Genomic DNA, 18,463 nt, shown 5'->3' with positions numbered 1-18,463 from the left:
CCGATTCACCGCTCCTGAACCGAGGTAAAGCGAGGCATTTCCGGTGGCGTTCGAGATTGCTCCGAACGGCGGCTTGTCGCGCCCTTTCGGGTCCACCGTCCGGTGGATCGTGTTCAGAACCTTTTCCCTCGTCGCGAGGTGTGTCGATCGCCTGTCAGGCGGAACGTTAGGGGTTGTTGCTAGGGGTGGGGCGGCAGTTAGTTTCAGACTCAACCGCGCGTGGACACACAACTGTGAACAACAACTGCTGGGCGAATCAGTTTTCTTGATACGAGTCTCGCTTTAGGGCGTAGGGCGGGACAACACCGAGGTTGTTCTCCTTCTCGATCGACCGAGTATGTGGGGACTAGGGGCGATGGTGGCTGAAGGCGCGAAGGACCAGACCCGGACCGGCAAGGGATTCGAGGGCATTGCCATCGTCGGCATCGCGTGCCGGTTGCCACAGGCGGGTGACCCGAGCGCGTTCTGGGGGCTGCTGCGCGCCGGTGCCGACGCGATCACCGAGACGCCCGCGGGACGGTGGGGGCTCGGCGAGGACGCGACCGGGCCGGGCACCGGCGCCCCGCGCCGGTCGGGGACCCTCGCCGACGTGGACCGCTTCGACCCCGCCTTCTTCGGCATCTCGCCGCGGGAGGCCGCGGCGATGGACCCGCAGCAGCGGCTCGCGCTGGAGCTGAGCTGGGAGGCGTTGGAGGACGCGGGAGTCCCGGCGGACGCGCTCGCCGGGCGGCGGGCCGGTGTCTTCGTCGGCGCGATCGGCGACGACTACGCGACCCTGCTGCACCGCGCGGGGGCCGGGGCGATCGGCCAGCACACGCTGACCGGGCTCAACCGCGGCCTGATCGCCAACCGGGTGTCCTACCTGCTCGGTCTGCGCGGGCCGAGCATGGTTGTCGACAGTGGACAGTCGTCATCGCTGGTCGCCGTGCACCTGGCGTGCGAGAGCATTCGCAACGGTGAGGCGGACATCGCCATCGCCGGAGGTGTCAACCTGAACCTGGCGCCGGAGAGCACGCTCGGCGCCGCCGCGTTCGGCGCGCTGTCACCGGACGGCCGCTGCTACACCTTCGACGCCCGCGCCAACGGCTATGTCCGTGGTGAGGGCGGCGGTGTCGTCGTGCTGAAGCCGCTGAGCGCGGCGCTGGCCGACGGTGACCCGATCTACTGCGTCGTCGCCGGTGGCGCGGTCAACAACGACGGCGGTGGCGACACGCTCACCACGCCGGACCGCGCAGGCCAGGAAGAGCTGCTGCGGGCGGCCTACCGGCGCGCCGGTGTCGACCCGTCCGCCGTCCAGTACGTCGAGCTGCACGGGACCGGCACCCGCGTCGGTGACCCGGTCGAGGCCGGTGCGCTCGGTGCGGTCCTCGGTGCCGCCCGATCGGCCGACGCGCCGCTGCTGGTGGGTTCGGCCAAGACCAACGTCGGTCACCTCGAAGGCGCGGCCGGTGTCACCGGTCTGATCAAGGCGGCGCTGGCGGTGCGCAACCGTGAGCTGCCGCCGAGCCTGAACTTCGAGACGCCCAACCCCGACATCGACCTGGACGGGCTGAACCTGCGGGTGCAGACCGAGCTGAGCGAGTGGCCGCGCGAGGACATCGTCGCCGGTGTCTCCTCCTTCGGCATGGGCGGCACCAACTGCCACATCGTCCTCACTGAAGCGCCCCAGCGCGAAGCGGCCGAGACCGGAGCCGCGCCGAGTGTCCAGCCGTGGTTGCTCTCCGCCAAGTCGCAGCAGGCTCTCCGTGCGCAGGCGACCCGTCTTCTGTCCTATGTGGATGAGAACAGCGATCTGTCCGCTTTGGACGTCGCCAACTCGCTCGCCACGACGCGCGCCGCGCTGACCCACCGGATCGGTGTTGTCGGTCGGGATCGCGACGAGCTGCTCCGTGGACTGCGGGCCTACGCCGACGGGATGCCGGGAGCGGGTCTCGTTGAGGGGCGTGCCGGTGAGGGCAAGACCGCGTTCCTGTTCACCGGGCAGGGCGCTCAGCGTCTCGGTATGGGCCGCGAGCTGCACGCGAACTTCCCGGTCTTCGCAACGGCTTTCGACGAGATCGCCGCTGAGTTCGACAAGCTCCTGGTGAAGCCGCTCGCGTCGGTGATCGCCGACGGCGCGGAGCTCGACCAGACCGCGTACACCCAGCCCGCGCTGTTCGCGGTCGAGGTCGCGCTGTTCCGCCTCGTGGAGAGTTGGGGTGTGCGGCCGGACTACCTGGCGGGGCACTCGATCGGTGAGATCGCCGCGGCGCACGTTGCCGGTGTCCTTTCCCTGCCGGACGCCGTCAAGCTCGTCGCCGCGCGCGGCCGGCTGATGCAGGCGCTACCGACTGGCGGCGCCATGGTGTCGATCCAGGCTTCCGAGGCCGACGTCCTGCCGCTGCTGGAAGGGCGCGAGGAGCACGTCAGCGTCGCGGCCCTCAACGGTCCACAGTCGACGGTCATCGCCGGTGACGAGGACAGCGTCCTCCGGGTCGCCGCCGAGTTCGGCGAGCGGGGCGTGAAGACCAGGCGGCTGACGGTCTCCCACGCGTTCCACTCGCCGCTGATGGAGCCGATGCTCGCCGAGTTCCACGAGGTCGCCGCGTCGATCACGTACTCCGCGCCGAGCATTCCCGTCGTGTCGGCCGGCGAGGTCGAAGAGTTCACCGCCGAGTACTGGGTCCAGCACGTGCGCGACACCGTGCGGTTCCTGGACAGCGTCCACCACCTCGAAGCCAACGGGGTCACCCGCTACCTGGAGCTCGGCCCGCACGGCGTGCTGACCGCGGCAGCCAAGGAGTCCTTGCGGGACACGGACGGCATCACCCTCGTTCCGTTGCTGCGCAAGGACCGCGCGGAGGACGAGGCCGCGCTGAGCGCGCTGGTCTCCTTGCACGTCAACGGTGTCGCGATCGACTGGAAGTCGTTCTTCGCCAACACCGGGGCTCGTCGCGTGGAGCTGCCGAAGTACGCGTTCCAGCGGCAGCGCTGCTGGCTGGACGCCGCTGTCGTCGCGACCGGCGACGTACCCACCGGGGACGAGACCGCAGTCCTGGCGGAGGAGCCGAAGATCGAGGACCGCCCGGTCCTGTGGCAGAAGGTCGCCGACGTCCTCGACGAGGCCGAGCAGCAGCGGATCTCGCTGGACATGCTGCGGGCGCTCATCGGCGCGGTGCTCGGCTACGCCAACCCCGAGGCGATCGACCCGGACCTGCCGTTCAAGGACCTCGGGTTCGACTCGCTCACCGCCGTGGAGCTGCGGGACCGGCTTTCCGCCGCCACCGGGCTGAAGCTGCCCAGCTCGCTGCTGTTCAACTACCCGACGCCCACGCTGCTCGCCCGGCACACCCTCGCCGCGATCCTCGGCCACTCCGAGAACCACGAAGCGGCTGACGTGGTTGTGGCGCACAGCGAACCCATCGCGATCGTGTCGATGGGCTGCCGCTTCCCCGGTGACGTGAACTCGCCGGAGCAGCTGTGGGAGGTGCTCGCGGGCGGCCGGGACCTGGTCGGGGAGTTCCCGGCCGAGCGCGGCTGGGACATCGACTCGATCTACGACCCGGACGCCGACAAGCTCGGCAAGAGCTACGTCCGCGAGGGCGGGTTCCTCCGGCAGGCCCACGAGTTCGACCCGACGTTCTTCGGGATCTCCGCCCGCGAGGCCATGGCGATGGACCCGCAGCAGCGGGTGCTCATGGAGACCGCGTGGGAGTCCCTTGAGCGCGCTGGGCTGACGCCGCAGTCGTTGCGCGGCAGCCGGGCCGGTGTGTTCATCGGCGCGATGCCGCAGGACTACGGCCCCCGCATGTACGAGGCGGGCGAAGGCGTCGAGGGCTACCTGCTCACCGGCACGACGACCAGTGTCGCGTCCGGCCGCATCGCCTACACTCTCGGCCTCGAAGGCCCTGCGGTCACTGTGGACACCGCGTGCTCGTCGTCGCTGGTGGCCGTGCACATGGCCGTGCAGTCGCTGCGCAACGGCGAATGCACGCTGGCGCTGGCCGGTGGTGTCACGGTCATGCCGAACCCGGGCATCTTCATCGAGCTGACCCGCCAGCGGGCGCTGTCGCCGACCGGCCGATGCCGCGCGTTCTCCGCCGACGCCGACGGCACCGGCTGGGCCGAGGGCGCGGGCATGCTGGTGCTGGAGAAGCTCTCCGACGCGCAGCGCAACGGTCACCAGGTGCTCGCGGTCATCCGGGGCACCGCGACCAACCAGGACGGCGCGTCCAACGGGCTCACCGCGCCGAACGGCTTGGCGCAGGAGAAGGTCATCCGGCAGGCGCTGGCCAACGCGGGCCTGACCGCCGGGGACATCGACGCGGTGGAGGCGCACGGCACCGGCACCAAGCTCGGTGACCCGATCGAGGCCAACGCGCTGATCAACACCTACGGCAGGGACCGCGAGGGCCCGGTGTGGCTGGGCTCGCTGAAGTCCAACACCGGGCACACCCAGGCCGCAGCCGGTGTCGGCGGCATCATCAAGATGGTCATGGCCATGCGGCACAACACGTTGCCGAAGACGCTGCACGTGACCGAGCCGACCCCGCACGTGGACTGGGAGAGCGGGTCCGTCCGGCTGCTGACCGAGGCGCAGCCGTGGCCGGAGGGCGAGCGCACGCGCCGCGCGGCCATCTCCTCCTTCGGCATCAGCGGCACCAACGCGCACGCGATCATCGAGCAGGCGCCGCCGGCGCCGCCCGCCCCGGAGCCGGACTCCTACCTGGAGCCCGGCGGCCCGGTGCCGTTCGTGCTCTCCGGCAAGTCCGAGGCGGCGCTGAAGGCCCAGGCCGCGCAGCTGCGGTCCTTTGTGGACGGAAATCCCGATCTGGACCTGATCGACCTCGGCCGGTCGCTCGCCACCACCCGCAGCTCCTTCGAGCAGCGGGCGGCGGTCGTCGTCGACGATCGCAAGGGCCTGTTGCAGAGCCTGGACGCGCTGGCCAGCGGTGAGCCGTCGGCCTCCGTGGTGCGCGCAGGTGGCGCCGACGGGCGCAAGGTCGTCTTCGTCTTCCCCGGCCAGGGCTCCCAGTGGCTCGACATGGCGTTGGACCTGTGGGAGCACTACCCGTCCTTCCGCAACCAGGTCCTCGCCTGCGACGAGGCGCTGCGGCCCTACATCGACTGGTCCCTTGTGGACGTTCTGCTCAAGAAGGACGGCGCGCCGTCCTTGGAGCGCATCGACGTCATCCAGCCCGTGCTGTTCGCGATGATGACCGGCCTCGCGCAGCTGTGGCGGGCGCACGGCGTCCAGCCCGCTGCCGTGGTCGGCCACTCGCAGGGCGAGGTCGCCGCCGCGTTCATCGCGGGCGCACTCAGCCTGGACGAGGCCTGCCGCATCATCGCCCGCCGCAGCCAGGCGTGGTCCCGGCTCAGCGGCAAGGGCGGGATGCTCTCGATCCTGCTGCCCGTCGAGGAGATCCGGCCGCACCTCGAACAGTGGGGCGAGGTCCTCGGCGTCGCGGCGGTCAACAGCCACAGCTCGGCGACCATCTCCGGCGACGTCGAGGCGCTCGACGCGCTGGCCGCCGAGCTGACCGAGCTCGGGGTGAAGTGCCGCCGCGTTCCCGGCGTCGACACCGCCGGGCACTCGCCGCAGGTGGACGGGTTGCGCGAGCAGCTCTACACCGAGCTGGCGGGCATCGAGCCGCTCACGTCGAAGAGCGTGCCGTTCTACTCCACGGTCACCGGCGACCTGCTGGCGAGCGAGGCGCTGGACACCGACTACTGGTACCGCAACATGCGCGAGCCGGTGGAGTTCGAGCGCGCCACCCGCGCCCTGCTCGCCGCAGGGCACACCGCCTTCATCGAGGTCAGCCCGCACCCCATGCTCGCCATGGCGATGCAGGAAACCATTGAGGCGACTGGAACCGACGCGGTCACCGTCGGCACGCTGCGCCGTGAGGAGGGCGACCGCACGCGGTTGATGCTCTCGCTCGGCGACGCTTACGCGCGTGGCGTGAACGTGCTGTGGCCCGAGGCTTTCGGCGTCGGCGCGACCGTCGACCTGCCGACCTACCCGTTCCAGCGGCAGCGCTACTGGCTGGAAGGCACCCAGGCCGCGGGAGACCTCGGCGCGGCCGGTCTCAGCGGTACCGCCCACCCGCTGCTGGGCACCGGGACCGCGTTGCCCGCCAGCAACGGATTCCTGTTCACCGGAAGGCTTTCGCTCCGCGAGGAGCCGTGGCTGGCCGACCACCAGGTCGCGGGCGTGGTCGTCGCGCCGCCGTCGCTGCTGGTGGAGCTCGCCGTCGCCGCGGGGGATCTGCTCGGGTGCGACGAGGTCGAAGAGCTGACGCTGGACCATCCGCTGGTCGTGCAGCCCTCCTGCGCGCGCATGGTCCAGGTCGTGCTGGGCGGACCCGACGACTCCGGTCGCCGCAGGATCAGCATCTACTCGCGGCCCGACACCGAGGTCGAGGTCGACGACCAGCAGTGGACGCAGCACGCCACCGGCGTCGTGGCGGTCGGCGCCGAGCAGCCCGACTTCGACATGACCAGCTGGCCGCCCTCGGACGCGAAGCCCGTTGACGTCACCGGCGTCTACACCGACCTGACCTCACGCGGCCTCGGCTGCGGCCCGGCGCTCCAGGGCCTGCGGACGGTGTGGCGGCGCGGTGAGGAGGTCTTCGCCGAGGTCGCCATCGACGCCGAGCACCACGCGGACGCCGCCGAGTTCGTCCTGCACCCGGCACTTCTGGGCGCGGCACTGCACGCGGCGGGTGTCAACATGCCCGCCGATCCCGGTGAGCCGATGCTCGCGGTCGGCTGGCAGGGCGTTGTAGTGCACGCGACCGCCGCGACCGCGTTGCGCGTGCGGCTCGTGCCGACCGGCGAGTACACGTACTCGATGACCGTGGCCAACCCGACCGGTCTCCCGGTGGTGACCGCGCGTTCGGTTCGCTTCGCCGCACTGGACATCGACCTGCTGCGCACCGCGGGTTCGCCCGCCGACGACGCGCTGTTCCGCACCGCGTGGCAGCCGGTCCCGCTTCCGTCCGAGCCCGCCGGTGGCCGCTGGTCCCGGATCGGCGCGGACTGCTTCGGCTTGGACGCCGTGCTCGGCACGGGCGGGGATCTGTCCACTCTGGACGATCTGGTCGCGGCGGTGGACGCGGGTGCCGACGTTCCCGACGTCGTGGTCGTCCAGTTCGGACCGGACCCGCTCGACGACGGTGACCTGGCCACCTCCGTGCGCACGGTGAACTACCGCGCGCTGGAGCTGATGCAGAGCTGGCTGGCCGACGAGCGGTTCGAGAACTCGGGGCTGCTGCTGGTCACCAAGGGCGCGATGGCCACCGAGCCGGGCGCCGACGTCACCGACCTCGCCGGTGGGTCCCTGTGGGGCCTCGTGCGGTCGGCGCAGTCGGAGAACCCCGGCCGCATCGTGATCGTCGACCTGGACGGCACCACGAGCACCTCCGAGTCCCGGCAGGCGCTGCGCCGCGTCATGGCGGTGCACGAGCCGCAGGTGGCTCTGCGCGGCGGAAAGCTCCTGGTGCCGAGGCTCGCCAGGGTCGAGGCGAAGCCGGCGAAGCTGGGGCTCGACCCCGAGGGCACGGTCCTGATCACCGGTGCGACCGGTGTGCTCGCCGGGCTGCTGGCCAGCCACCTGGTCACCGAGCACGGCGTCAAGCACCTGCTCATGGCCAGCCGTCGCGGCCTGGTCGCCGAGGGAGCCGTCGAGCTCGCGCTGGAGCTGGCCGAACTCGGCGCCACGGTGCGGTTCGCCGCGTGCGACACCTCGGACCGGGACGCGGTCGAGGTGCTGCTGGACTCCATCTACCCGGAGCACCCGCTCACCGGTGTCGTGCACACGGCGGGTGTGCTGGACGACGGGATCCTCTCCGCGCTCACCCCGCAGCGGGTGGACACGGTGCTGCGCCCCAAGGTCGATGCCGCGCTGAACCTGCACGAGCTGACCAAGGACCTGGACCTGCCGCTGTTCGCGCTGTACTCCTCGATGGTCGCCTCGTTCGGCAACCCCGGGCAGGCGAACTACGCGGCGGCCAACTCCTTCCTGGACTCCCTCGCCACGCACCGCAGGGCCAACGGCCTCTCCGGTGTCTCGCTCGGCTGGGGTTTCTGGGCGCAGCGCAGCGGGATGAGCGACCACCTGACCGACGCCGACGTCCAGCGGATGGCGCGGTCCGGTGTCGTTCCGCTCGCCTCGGAAGAAGGTCTCGCGCTCTTCGACGCGGCGGCCGGTGCCGAGGACGCGGCGCTGCTGCCGGTCCGCCTGGACACCGCGACCCTGCGCAACCGCATCAGCGACCCGGCCATGTCGCCGTTGATGCGCGGCCTGGTCAAGGTTCCGCAGCGCCGCAACGCCGCGACGGCGATCAGCAAGCCCGCCGCCGGTGGGTCCGCGCTGGCCGACCGCCTCGCCGGTCTGTCGCCCGCGGACCAGGACCGCGCGCTGCTGGACCTGGTCCGCACGCAGGCCGCCGCTGTCATCGCGCACCCGGACCCGGACGCCCTGGAGCCCAAGCGCGCGTTCAAGGAGGTCGGCTTCGACTCGCTGACCGCAGTGGAGCTGCGCAACCGGCTCAGCGAGGCTTCCGGCCTGAAGCTGCCGACCACCTTGCTCTTCGACTACCCGACGCCCGCCGTGCTCGCGGAGTTCCTGCGGAGCCAGGCTCTCGGCGAGCGCAAGGCGGCCGCCGCCCCGGCGACGGTCACCAGGGTGGTCCAGGACGACGACCCGATCGCGATCGTGTCGATGAGCTGCCGCCTGCCCGGTGGTGTCCGGTCGCCGGAGCAGCTGTGGGAGATGCTGACCCAGGGCCGCGACGCGATGGGTCTGCTGCCGACCGACCGCGGCTGGGACGCCGACCTCTACGACCCGAACCCGGACAGCCACGGCAAGACCTACTCGCGGCTCGGCGGTTTCCTCTACGACGCGGGGGAGTTCGACCCGGCGTTCTTCGGGATCAGCCCGCGCGAGGCGCTGGCCATGGACCCGCAGCAGCGGGTGCTGCTGGAGACCGCGTGGGAGGCCCTGGAACGCGGCGGGGTCGCCCCGTCGTCGGTCAGCGGGGAGCAGGTCGGCGTCTACGTCGGCACCAACGGCCAGGACTACGCCGGGCACCTGACGAAGATGCCCGCCGACCTGGAGGGCTACCTGCTCACCGGCAAGGCCGCCAGCGTGGTGTCCGGCCGGATCTCCTACATCCTCGGCACCGAGGGCCCGTCGATCACGCTGGACACGGCGTGCTCGTCCTCGCTGGTCGCGATTCACCTTGCGTGCCAGGCACTCCGGCAGGGCGAGTGCGACCTGGCGCTCGCCGGTGGCGTGACCGTGATGTCCATGCCCAGCCTGTTCGTCGAGTTCTCCCGGCAGCGCGGCCTGGCCCGCGACGGCCACGTCAAGGCGTTCTCCGACGCCGCGGACGGCACCAGCTGGTCCGAGGGCGCGGGAATGCTGTTGCTGGAGCGGCTCTCCGACGCCCGCGCCCGCGGTCACCGCGTGCTCGCGGTGGTGAAGGGCTCCGCGGTCAACCAGGACGGCGCGTCCAACGGGCTCGCCGCGCCGAACGGCCCCTCGCAGCAGCGGGTCATCCGGCAGGCGCTGGCCAACGCGGGCGTCGCACCGTCCGAAGTGGACCTCATCGAGGCGCACGGCACCGGAACGGTGCTGGGCGACCCGATCGAGGCGCAGGCGCTGCTGGCCACCTACGGCCAGGACCGCGACGTGCCGGTGCGGCTGGGCGCTCTGAAGTCCAACATCGGCCACACCCAGGCGGCGTCGGGCGTCGCGGGCGTGATCAAGCTCGTGCTCGCGATGCGGCACGGCATCATGCCGAAGACCCTCAACGCCGAGGTCCCGTCCACGCACGTGGACTGGTCCGCGGGAGACGTGTCGCTGCTGACCGAGCCGGTGGAGTGGCCGGAGCGCAACGGAACCCGCCTCGCGGGCATCTCCGCCTTCGGGATCAGCGGCACCAACGCGCACGCGATCATCGAGCAGGCGCCCGCCGACGACGCTGCCGAGGTCGTGGCCGGGCGCGAGCTACCGATGCTGCCGTGGACGCTGTCGGCCCGGTCGGAGAAGGCGTTGCGGGAGCAGGCTTCCCTGCTGCACCAGCGGGTCTCCTCCGGTGAGGAGAGCATGCTCGACCTCGCGTACTCGCTGGCCACGACGCGTACCGCCTTCGAGCACCGGGCCACGGTGATCGGCTCCGAGCGCGACGAGCTGCTGACCGCGCTGGCCGCGCTGGCGGAGGGCGAACCCACGCCGAACACCGCTGTGGGTGTGGTGAACGAGGGCAAGACGGCTTTCCTGTTCACCGGCCAGGGGGCGCAGCGGGCCGGTATGGGGCGGACGTTGTACGACGCCTTCCCGGCTTACGCCAAGGCTTTCGACGAGGTCGCCGCAGAGCTGGACAAGCACATCGACAAGCCGATCGCCGACGTGATCGCCGACGGCGAGGAGCTGGGCCAGACCGGCTACACGCAGCCCGCGCTGTTCGCGGTCGAGGTCGCGTTGTTCCGCCTGGTCTCCGAGTGGGGCATCGAAGCGGACTACTTGGCAGGGCACTCGATCGGTGAGATCGCCGCCGCGCACGTGGCCGGTGTCCTGTCCCTTGAGGACGCGGCCAAGCTCGTCACGGCGCGCGGCCGGTTGATGCAAGCTCTGCCCGCCGGTGGCGCGATGGTCTCGATCCAGGCTTCCGAGTCCGAGATCCTGCCGCTGCTGGCCGGGCGAGAGGACCAGGTCGGCGTCGCCGCGCTCAACGGTCCACTGTCGACGGTGATCGCGGGCACCGAGGCGGTCGCGCTGGAGATCGCCGGGCTCTTCGCCGCAGAGGGAGTGAAGACCAAGCAGCTCAACGTCTCCCACGCGTTCCACTCGCCGCTGATGGAGCCGATGATCGCGGAGTTCCGCGAGGTGGTCGCCTCGCTGACCTACTCGGAGCCGAACATCCCGATCGTCTCCACGGTCACCGGCGACATCGCGAAGCCCGCCGACCCGGAGTACTGGGTCACCCACGTCCGCAACGAGGTTCGGTTCCTCGACGCGGTGCGGTTCCTGGAGAAGCGCGGTGTGACCCGCTACCTGGAGCTGGGCCCGGAGGCGGTCCTCACGCCCGCCGCGCGGGACTGCCTCGCCAACGACAACGACAAGGTGGTCACCGCGTCCACCATGCGCCGCAACAGGTCCGAGGCGCGGACCCTGATCACTGGTGTCGCCGAGCTGTACGGGCGCGGAGCCGAACTGGACTGGACGGCGTTCTTCGCGGACACCGGCGCGCACTGGATCGACCTGCCCACCTACGCGTTCCAGCACGAGCGGTTCTGGTACCAGCCGCCGAAGGAGGAGGTCTCGCTCGCCGCGGGCTCGACCGACGCGGAGTTCTGGGAGATCGTGGAGAACGGCGACGCCGACGCGCTGCGCGCCTCCCTGGACATCGACGGTGATCGTCCGCTCTCCGAGCTGCTGCCCGCGCTGTCCACGTGGCGCCGCCGCAACCAAGACCGGTCCACTGTGGACTCTTGGCGGTACCGCGCGGTGTGGCGGCCACAGCCGGAGGAGCACGAGCCCGCGCTGCCGGGGGCCTGGGTCGTGCTGACCCCGGAGCCGGGCATCGCCGGGAACGCGGTCTCCGCCGCGGTGAAGACGCTGGAGACCTTCGGTGCGCGAGTGACCACTGTGGAGCTCGGCGCGGCGGACTCCGACCGCGACCTGGCCGCTGCCAAGCTGAAGGAGGCGACGGCGGTCGAGCCGATCAGCGGCGTGCTGTCCCTGCTGGGCATGGACGAGCGGCCGCATCCGGCGCACCCCTCGCTGTCGGTCGGCCTCGCGGTGACGATCGGTGTGGTGCAGGCGATGCACGACATGGACGCCCGCGCCCGGCTGTGGCTGGCGACCTCGGGGGCGGTGGCGACCGGCGAAGCCGACGAGCCGATCAACCCGCAGCAGGCCACGCTCTGGGGCCTTGGCCGGGTTCTCGGGCTGGAACAGCCGCACCGCCTCGGCGCGCTGATCGACCTGCCCGAGGACCTCGACGAGCGCACGCTCTACCGCTTCGCCAGCGTCCTGTCCGCCCCGACCGACGACGACCAGCTGGCGATCCGCCCCTCCGGCGTCTTCGCCCAGCGCCTCACCCACGCCGACACCCCCCGCCATTCGCGGGCTAATGGACCTGTCGGAAGCCCGGAAAGCGTCCATAAGCCCGCGAATGGCGAGTGGAGTGCGCGGGGGACGGTGTTGGTGACGGGTGGCACGGGTGGACTCGGCGGGCATGTCGCGCGGTGGATGGCGGGCAACGGGGCCGAGCACCTGGTGCTGACGAGCCGGCGGGGCGCGGAGGCGCCGGGAGCCGCCGAGCTGGTGGCGGAGCTGGAGGAGCTCGGAGCGCGGGTGACCGTCGCCGCGTGCGACGCCGCCGACAAGGAGCAGCTGGCCGCGCTGGTCGCGGAGGTGGAGGAGGACGGTCCTATTAGGACTGTCGTGCACACCGCCGGTGTCGTGCGGTTCGCTCCGTTGGCGGAGACGGGGCTCGACGAGGTCGCCGAAGTGGCCGAGGGCAAGGTGATCGGCGCGGTGAACCTGGACGAGCTGTTCGCCGAGCGGGACCTGGACGCCTTCATCCTGTTCTCCTCTGTCGCCGCTTTGTGGGGCAGCGGTGGACAGGGTGGGTATGCGGCGGCCAACGCCTACCTGGACGGCCTCGCCGAACGACGCCGGGCACGGGGGCAGGCCGCGACCTCCATCGCGTGGGGCCCGTGGGCCGACGACGGCATGATCCGGGGCGAGGGCGTCGAGGAGCACCTGGCCCGCCGCGGCCTGGTGCCGATGGCGCCGGAGCTGGCGGTGACGTCGCTGAAGGTGGCTCTGGACAACGACGACGTGTGCCTCGCCGTCGCGGACATGAACTGGGAGCGCTTCGTCCCCGGCTTCACCGCGGGCAGCGCGCGGCCGGTGCTCGACGAGCTGCCCGAGGTGCGCGCGATGCAGGCCGAGGCGGCGCGGCCGGAGCCCGCTCCGGACGCGTTCGACTTCGCCAAGCACCTGGCCGGGCTGCCGCGCTCCGAGCAGGCGAGGGAACTGCTGGACATGGTGCGGGCGCAGGCCGCCGCGGTGCTCGGGCACTCGTCGGCCGACGCGGTCGCGGCGGATCGGGCCTTCAAGGAGCTGGGCTTCGACTCGCTGATGGCCGTGGAGCTGCGGGACCGGCTGCACAAGGCGGTCGGGCTGCGGCTGAGCGCAATGATGATCTTCGATTACCCGGATCCGCAGTCGCTGTCGGAGTTCGTCCGCGGTGAGCTGCTGCCGGAGCAGCCCGAGGCGACGCCGTCGGTCTTCGCCGAGCTCGACCGCATCGAGTCCGCGTTGCCCGGCATCGAGGCCGACGAGAAGCTGCGCGCCGAGCTCGCGGCCAGGTTCGCCGACCTGGCAAGCCGCCTCGGCGGTGGTCAGTCCACTGTGGATGACCGATTGAGCGAGGACGCGAGCGCGGATGACGTCTTCAGGTTCATTGACGAGTTGGGGTCGTAGGGAGCCACGATGAGCGACGACGAGAAACTTCTCGCATACCTCAAGCGGGTAGCCGGCGATCTCGCCAAGGCGCGCGAGCAGTTGCAGGAGAAGGAAGCCGCCGAGAGCGAGCCCATCGCCATCGTCTCGATGGGGTGCCGCTTCGCCGGGGGCGTTCGCTCGCCGGAGGACCTGTGGGACCTCGTCGTCGAAGGCCGGGACGCGGTCGGCGGCTTCCCGACCGACCGCGGCTGGGAAGGCTCCCTGCTCGACGCGGGGGACAGCGACGTCAAGGGCTCGCACACCCAGCAGGGCGCGTTCATCTACGACGCGGGTGAGTTCGACCCGGCGTTCTTCGGCATCAGCCCGCGCGAGGCGCTGGCCATGGACCCGCAGCAGCGGCTCGTGCTCGAAGTCGCCTGGGAGGCCATCGAACGAGCGGGCATCGACCCGCTCTCCCTGCGCGGCACCAAGGCCGGGATGTTCGTCGGCGCGACCTCGTTCAACTACGGCGGCGACTACCTCGGCGCGCCCGAGGAGCTCGGCGGGCACCTGATCACCGGCAACGTGACCAGCGTGCTCTCCGGCCGGGTCAACTACACCCTCGGCCTCGAAGGCCCGTCGATGACCTTCGACACGGCGTGCTCCTCGTCGCTGGTCGCGATGCACCTCGCCGCACAGGCGCTCCGGCGCGGCGAGTGCTCCATGGCGCTCGCCGGTGGCGCCGCGATCATGTCGACGCCGGGCGTGTTCGTGGAGTTCAGCCGTCAGCGCGGCCTCGCCGCCGACGGGCGCTGCAAGTCCTTCGCCGAGGCCGCCGACGGCACCGGCTGGGGTGAGGGCGTCGGGCTGGTCCTGCTGGAGAAGCTCTCCGACGCGCGCAAGAACGGTCACCCGGTTCTGGCAGTGCTGCGCGGATCCGCCTGGAACCAGGACGGTGCCTCCAACGGCCTCACCGCCCCCAACGGCCGCGCCCAGCAGCGCGTGATCAGGCAGGCCCTCGCCAACGCGGGCCTGAAGGCCGAGGACGTCGACGTCGTGGAGGCGCACGGGACCGGCACGACGCTCGGCGACCCGATCGAGGCCAACGCGCTGATCAACACCTATGGCAAGGAGCGTCCGACCGACCGTCCACTGTGGCTCGGGTCGCTGAAGTCCAACATCGCGCACACCCAGGCCGCCGCGGGCTCCGGCTCGGTCATCAAGATGGTCATGGCGTTGCGGCACGGGCTGCTGCCGAAGACCCTGCACGTCGACGCCCCGTCCTCGGAGATCAACTGGTCGGCGGGCGCCGTCTCGCTGCTGACCGAGCAGGTGCCGTGGACAGCCGGTGAGCGCGTCCGCCGCGCCGGTGTCTCGGCGTTCGGTGTCAGCGGCACCAACGCGCACCTGATCCTGGAGGAAGCTCCCGCGCCGGACGAGCCCACCGACCGCGTGGTCGAGGCCCCTGCGGTGATGCCGTGGGTAGTCTCCGGTCGTGGTGCGGAGGCGTTGAAGGCGCAGGCGAACCGCATCAGGTCCTTTGTGGACAGTCAGGAGCCGGTTGACCTGGCCTACTCCCTGGCCACCACCCGGTCGGCCTTCGAGAACCGCGCCGTCGTGCTGACCGGCACCAACTCCGGGTTCACGACCGCACTCGCGGCGCTCGCCCAGGGCGAGTCCGCCGAGGACGTCGTCGTGGGTGAAGCCGTCGGTGACCCGCGCCCGGTCTTCGTCTTCCCCGGCCAGGGGTCGCAGTGGGCGGGCATGGCGGTCGAGCTGATCGACTCCTCGCCGGTTTTCGCCAAGCGCATCAAGGAATGCGACGCGGCGCTGTCGGAGTTCGTGGACTTCTCGGTGGTCGATGTGTTGCGCGGCAAGCCGGGCGCGCCGTCGACTGACCGCGTCGATGTGATCCAGCCGCTGCTGTGGGCGGTCATGGTCTCCCTCGCGGAGCTGTGGCGCTCCTTCGGTGTCGAGCCCTCCGCGGTGATCGGTCACTCGCAGGGCGAGATCGCCGCCGCCGCTGTCTCCGGCGCGCTGTCGCTCTCGGACGCCGCACGGGTGTGCGCCCTGCGGAGCCGGTCGTTGATCGCGCTGTCCGACCGCGGCGGGATGCTGTCGCTGTCCATGCCGCTTTCCGACGCGGAGCAGCTGATCACCAAGTGGGGCGAGAAGGTCTCCGTGGCGGCAGTCAACGGGCCGTCCTCCGTGGTCGTTTCCGGTGAGCCGCAGGCGCTCGTCGGAGTGCAGCAGGCGGCCGAGGCGCAGGACGTCCGCGCCCGCATGATCGACGTGAACTACGCGTCGCACTCCGCCCAGGTGGAGGAGCTGCGCGCCGAGCTCCTCGACGTGCTCGCGCCGATCAAGCCGCGCTCCTCGGACATCTCGTTCATCTCCACGGTGACCGGTGAGCCGATCGACACCGCCAAGCTCGACGCCGAGTACTGGGTCACCAACCTGCGGCAGACCGTCCTGCTGGAGACCGCGACCCGCGCGGCCCTTAAGCGGCGGCACCGCCTGTTCGTGGAGGCCAGCCCGCACCCGGTGCTCGGGATGGCGCTGCAGTCAACAGCCGAGTCCGCCGACGCCGATGCTGTGGTCGTGGGATCGTTGCGCCGCAACGAAGGCGGTCCGGCGCGATTCCTGCGCTCGGTCGCCGAGGCGTACGTCAACGGTGCGCCGGTGACGTGGTCGGCGGCTTTCGCGGAGCTGCCCGCGCGCAAGATCGCGTTGCCGACCTACGCCTTCCAACGGCAGCGCTTCTGGTACACCCCGCCCGCTCGGTCCACGGTCAGCCCGGTGGAGACCCGATTCTGGGACGCGGTGGACGCCGAAGACCTCACGTCGGTCGCGCAAACCCTGGGGGTCGGCGAGAACGCCCAGCTCGGCGAGGTCGTGACCAGCCTGTCCAGCTGGCGCCGCCGTCGTCTCGAAGTGTCCGCAGTGGACAACTGGTGCTACGAGATCGGTTGGCGCACAGTTAGTTCTGCGGACTCGCCGGTCGCACTGGGCGGTGAGTGGCTCGTCGTCACACCCGCAAGCGGTGCGGAGTCGGTCAAGGACGTCCTCGGTCTGCTCACCGCTGCGGGAGCCGAGGTCACCCGCATCGACGTGGACGCGACGGACGTCGCTGACCGTGCGGCCCTCGCGGAGCGCATCCGCGACGCCAACCCGTACTTCGACGGCGTGCTCTCGCTGCTCGCTCTGGACGACTCGGCGCGGACGGCCGGGCTCACCGCCACGGTCACCCTGGCGCAGGCCCTTGGTGACGCGGAGATCGACGCTCCACTGTGGTGTGTCACGCAGAGCGCGGTGGCGTTGAGCGCCGCCGAACCCATCGCCAACCCCGACCAGGCCATGGTGTGGGGCTTCGCCGGTTCCTACGGCGCTGAGCGGCCGCAGCGGTGGGGTGGCCTGGTGGACCTGCCGGAGCAGGTCGATGAGCGGTCGTTGAGCCAGCTCGTCGCGGCCCTTGGCAGTTCCGAGCCCGGTGAGCAGTACGCCGTCCGGCAGTCGGGTGTCTTCGCCCGCCGTCTGGTCCGTGCGGCGGCCCGGCGTGGGTCGCGTGAGTGGACGCCCTCCGGCACCGTTGTGATCACTGGTGGTCTCGGAGCTCTTGGCGGTCACCTGGCCACGTGGGTCGCGGGCGCTGGCGCCGAACACGTGCTGCTTCTGGGCCGCCGTGGGCAGGAAACCCCTGGCGCGGACAAGGTTCGTGCGGACCTGGAGCGGCTTGGCGTCGGCGTGACGATCGTGGCGTGCGACGCCGCCGAGCGCGATCAGCTTGAGACGGCGCTGAAGCAGGCGCCCACTCCGATCACGGCTGTGATCCACGCGGCCGGTGTGCTGGACGACTCGCCGGTGGACGCGCTCACCTCGGAGCGCCTGGAAGCCGTGGTGCGCAACAAGGCCACGGCCGCGCGCAACCTGCACGAGCTGACCGCCTCGATGGAGCTGTCCGCGTTCGTCATGTTCTCCGCCGTCGCAGGCACGATCGGTGTTGCGGGACAGGGAAACTACGCGGCGGCCAACGCCTACCTGGATGCGTTGGCACAGCACCGCCGGTCGCAGGGACTTCCAGCGACCACTGTCGCCTGGAGCGCCTGGGAGGGCTCCGGCATGGTCGACGAGGCCACCGCCGAGGTCCTCAAGGGCAGGGGAATCCCCGCGATGTCCCGCGACCTCGCGACGGCCGCCCTTCAGCGCGCGCTGGACGTCGACGAGACCTTCCTCGTCGTCGCCGACATCACCTGGGAGAAGTTCCTGGACAGCGGTGCCGTCACGGCGACCCCGCTGCTCTCCGAGGTGGTCACGGTCAGCGAAGAGGCAGAGGACACGTCCGCTGGTGAGCTGCGCACGAAGCTGTCCACTGTGGACAAGGTGGCCGGTCTGCGGATGCTGCAGGACGTGGTGATCGCGCAGGCGGGCTCCGTGCTCGGCTACGAGGGCGGTTCGCTGCCCGCGTCGCGCTCCTTCAAGGAGCTGGGTGTGGACTCGTTGACCGCCGTGCAGCTGCGCAACCGGCTCTCTGATGCCACCGGGCTGCGCCTGCCGGTGACGCTGGCCTTCGACCACCCCAATGCGGCCGCCCTCGCCGAGCACCTCTACGAGGAGCTGGCCCCGAGCTCGTCGGGCGTCGCCGACCTGGTCCGCGAGGAGCTGGACAAGCTCGAAGCGACCCTGACCTCGGTCCCCGCCGACGACGCCGAAGCCCGCGACGCGATCACCGCCCGCCTGCGCACGCTGATGTGGAAGTGGGAGGGCACGGCCGCCCAGAGCGCGGCTGTCAAGGGCACGTCGGCCACGGAAGCGGACGAGCTGGACGCGGCAACGGACGACGAAGTATTCGACCTTCTGGACAAAGAACTCGGATTCGCCTGACCCACTTGCCAATAGCGCATTCGTCGCACTCACCGCGACGGGTGCGCTATTCGCGCGTCGGCGGGGTCCTGACCTCGCGTTTTGTAGGCTTGATGCGCAATGGGAGCGCTCCCAATCGCATTAAGCCTACAAAACGCG

The 18,463-nt window shown here is 71.0% G+C and carries 1 protein-coding gene and 1 pseudogene; both read left to right on the top strand.

Annotated elements, in window-relative coordinates; all coding sequences use genetic code 11:
* Positions 1 to 355: 355 nt before the first annotated feature.
* Positions 356 to 13,483 carry a type I polyketide synthase gene (locus tag ACFFQA_RS36090; protein ID WP_377862294.1) on the top strand — a complete coding sequence of 4,376 codons (13,128 nt, stop codon included), beginning with the start codon at positions 356 to 358 and terminating at the stop codon, positions 13,481 to 13,483.
* A 21-nt stretch (positions 13,484 to 13,504) separates the two neighbouring features.
* Positions 13,505 to 18,325, top strand: a pseudogene (locus tag ACFFQA_RS36085) (type I polyketide synthase); the annotation flags it as partial.
* Positions 18,326 to 18,463 lie beyond the last annotated feature (138 nt).

The sequence above is a fragment of the Allokutzneria oryzae genome, assembly GCF_042429765.1.
Lineage (GTDB): Bacteria > Actinomycetota > Actinomycetes > Mycobacteriales > Pseudonocardiaceae > Allokutzneria > Allokutzneria oryzae.
This window is presented reverse-complemented; position numbering and strand designations above follow the sequence as displayed.

What these genes read in the sequence shown, in the direction of transcription:
- ACFFQA_RS36090 (WP_377862294.1), top strand. Translation starts at nt 356, where the DNA reads ATGGTGGCTGAAGGCGCGAAGGACCAGACCCGGACCGGCAAGGGATTC.